At 35.5% G+C, this 3,501-nt stretch carries 1 protein-coding gene and 2 pseudogenes; all 3 read left to right on the top strand.

The features are described 5' to 3' along the window. A pseudogene (locus tag BUA72_RS24590) lies at window positions 1-597 on the top strand (hypothetical protein); the annotation flags it as partial. Between the two features lie 391 nt (window positions 598-988). Continuing rightward, window positions 989-2,317, top strand: a complete 1,329-nt coding sequence (locus BUA72_RS24090) for a hypothetical protein (RefSeq protein WP_072925894.1) — start codon at window positions 989-991, stop codon at window positions 2,315-2,317. Between the two features lie 463 nt (window positions 2,318-2,780). Further along, window positions 2,781-3,501, top strand: a pseudogene (locus tag BUA72_RS24085) (hypothetical protein); the annotation flags it as partial.

The following is a 3,501-nucleotide window of genomic DNA, read 5'->3' as shown; positions in this document are numbered from 1 at the left end:
GTTGTCAATGGAACAGTAAATGGTACGAATTTACCTGTAGATTTACAATTCAATACAGGGAGTGCGAATAATCCATCTGAAAAGATGAGAATTACGTCTGCAGGTAATGTCGGGATTGGAACTAATAACCCAACAACAAAACTTCATGTAGTAGGTCAAGCACGAATCACTGATACCCCTCTATCTACTTCTGTAGCAGATAGAAATGTCGTGGTAGATAGTAATGGAAACCTAAAAACCCGTATTACTACTTTTGCTAATTTATCACTAAATGGAACTTCTAACTGGACTAATTTCGCACCAGAACAAATAAAAGATTTTTATTTTATTGATAAGGCGCATACAGTCACACTCCCTACCGCAAGTTCAGCTTATGGAGGAGTGGTTATTCGTTTTTATCTTTATGGAGGTGATCCACCAAGTTTAACTATAAATGGAGTTACTACAGCTAATATGGCAGGTACTGGTACATTGCCTCCAGGAACTACTAAACCTACAGGATCAGGAACATTAACTATATCAGGTAATAACTGGAGATTTCAGTTTATCGAGTTGATTTGTGATGGATCTTTTTGGTGGCCTAATTTGACAGATTAAGTAAATTAATCAGAGAAAAAAAATTAAATTATCGCAAATGTGACAGCCAATGCAAGCGGTTTGCCTATAGATTTATTATTTAATACTGGACGCATTACTAGCTAGCGAAGATAATGAGTTCACAAGTAAGACAAATAGTAGACGAAATATTTGTTGCATTTGAAGAAACTGATGGTATAGAGTGTATAGATACATATTTTTACAGTATTTATTGGTTTTGAAATATTTAGAAAACTTTAGTAGGTTTTACAATTGATTTTTTTTACAAAATGTTCTTTTCATTAAATTTTATATTAACGATTATGAAAAAAAAATTATTTTACTTTCTCTTTTAGGATCAGGATTAGTATCTGCCCAAGTAGGTGTAAACACAGACACACCTAGAACTACAATGGATGTAAATGCAAAGAGAAATACTTCTGGAGTAATTACTGATAATGCACAAACTGTCGGTTTGCAGGCACCTAGACTTACCCGATTAGAACTTTCGTCACTTACAGCAACATATGGAACAAACCAAAATGGCGCTTTGATTTATGTTACAGATATTGCTGGTGGAAATACAACCGGGCAAAGAATAAATGTAACCACTCCTGGCTACTATTATTTTGACAGTGTTGCCAATGTATGGCAAAAATTTGTAGCAGGTAATATTCCAGCAACCACTACAGAGCCTTGGAAGGTCGGCAATTCAACTAATGATGCAACTGTAAACAACCAAAATATTTATCAATCAGGATTCATTGGTATAAGTCAGGCTAATCCCACGTATTTTCAATCTAGAGGCATTCCAAGAGCTCTATCAATTGTAGGAGATGGTAATGCTTCAGATGATATTCAAATTCAGGCGTTTACTGGCAACGTTGCTAGTAGCTCAGGACAAGTTGCTCTAATGAAAACCAGAGGTACTGTAGGGGCTGCACTTCCTGTAGTAACCGGAGATGGTCTAGGAACATTAGTTTTCGGAGGAAATGTTGCTACTGGAGCTAATCCTAATTATATAGAATCAGCGAGTATTAAGGGAATTGTAAATGGAACAGTGAGTGCAACAAGTTTACCTGCAGATTTACAATTCAATACTGGAACTGGAAACGAGCCGTCAGAAAAGATGAGAATTACATCTACTGGTAATTTGGGTATTGGCGTAACTTCACCGTCCGAAAAGCTACATGTAGTGGGGCAAACAAGGATTTCAAGTTTGGCAAACACATCGAACAAAATTGTAATTGCTGATTCACAGGGGGTTTTAAAATTGCAAGAAGCATCAGTTCCGCCACCAAATGGTTTTATAAATCAATCAACTACTGCTGCTAATAAGCAATTGACCATTTACGAAGGAAAGTGTTACGACCCAACACAGCCTCAGTCTTCTTGTGCAGTAGATCTTGTGCATTATAGTTCTTGTGCTGGTTTTCTCTCTCCAGTGAACACGAAAATTATTGTAGTTAATCGTCTTGATTTTGCTACTGGACTGTATAGTAATGTTTGGGAACCAAAATATATAAATACGAAATCTGTTGATAATGAGCCCACCGAAATGACTAGTGTTGATACTAACACTTATCGTTATTTAGGGAATGGTTATTCTTTGGGAGCACGATGCTATACAGACTTTAATACTACAGTTAATACTTCTAATGGTAATATAAAAATTATATCATCTAAGACAAATATGTTTACACATATAACTTATCTGTCTTCAGTTGCTGCAAATCAATAATTGGTATGACTACAAAATTGTACTAAATATAAACTAGCAGGTATTGATATGTATCGTGAGAAAATTTGCTCTATATTGCACTTGTCTGTAGAGCAAATTTATTTAAAAACTTAAAAATTTCAATATCTACATCTATGAACTGAGGATAGATTATATTATAAAATAAATTGATAGAGACTCTAATTTACTCAATTATAAAATCAGCTACTTGGCAGATATTTCGGGATTCAATTCACGAAATACGTTTGCTTTAGTATTCAAAAAGATAACAAATTTGCCACCTTCTGCATATATTGGGCAAAGAAGAAATGAAATTGAGAAAATCGAGATTTACAAATAAATGATTCTGAAAATCAGCTCATTAATATTTTTAATCATCTCATAAAAACAAAGGTTTTCACATATAAAACATTTTACACTTCCACATTTTGCCATAATATTGCCGAAAAACAAAGCAATATTTATGAAAAGAAAAATTATTGTACTTTCTCTTTTAGGATCAGGATTAGTATCTGCCCAAGTTGGTGTAAATACTGAAACTCCTAGAACTACATTAGATGTAAATGCAAAGAGAAATACATCCGGAGCCATAACCGACAACGCGCAAACTGTCGGTTTGCAAGCGCCTAGACTTACCCGATTAGAACTATCGTCACTTACAGCAACATATGGAACAAACCAAAATGGTGCTTTGATTTATGTTACAGATATTGTTGGCGGAAACGCAACTGGGCAAAGAATAAATGTAACGTCACCTGGCTACTATTATTTTGACAGTGTTGCCAATGTATGGCAAAAATTTGTAGCAGGTACTGTTCCTTCTACCTCTATAGAACCTTGGAATGTTTTGGGAACTGCTAATCAAGCGACTAATAATACAGATAACATCTACCAGGAAGGTCGTGTACTGATTGGTTTTCCAAACGCTTTGACTTCTTCTTCTCCTATACTTCCTACTACACTCGTAGGTCAAAAACTTGCTGTAAACCAAAATTTTGGGATACACAGATGGGCGCTTCAACCAAGTATGGTATTAACCCGTCTAAGCAATCTTAGCGCTACAACACCTGAAGCAGTTACATCCGGCATGATGTTAGGAAATATTATATTTGAGGGTTACAATGGTACAACACGTGTAGCGACTTCCCAGATACGCGCTTGGGCAGATACCAATTTAGGTGTAG

It is taken from the genome of Chryseobacterium sp. OV279 (assembly GCF_900128945.1).
Taxonomy (GTDB): domain Bacteria; phylum Bacteroidota; class Bacteroidia; order Flavobacteriales; family Weeksellaceae; genus Chryseobacterium.
This window is presented reverse-complemented; position numbering and strand designations above follow the sequence as displayed.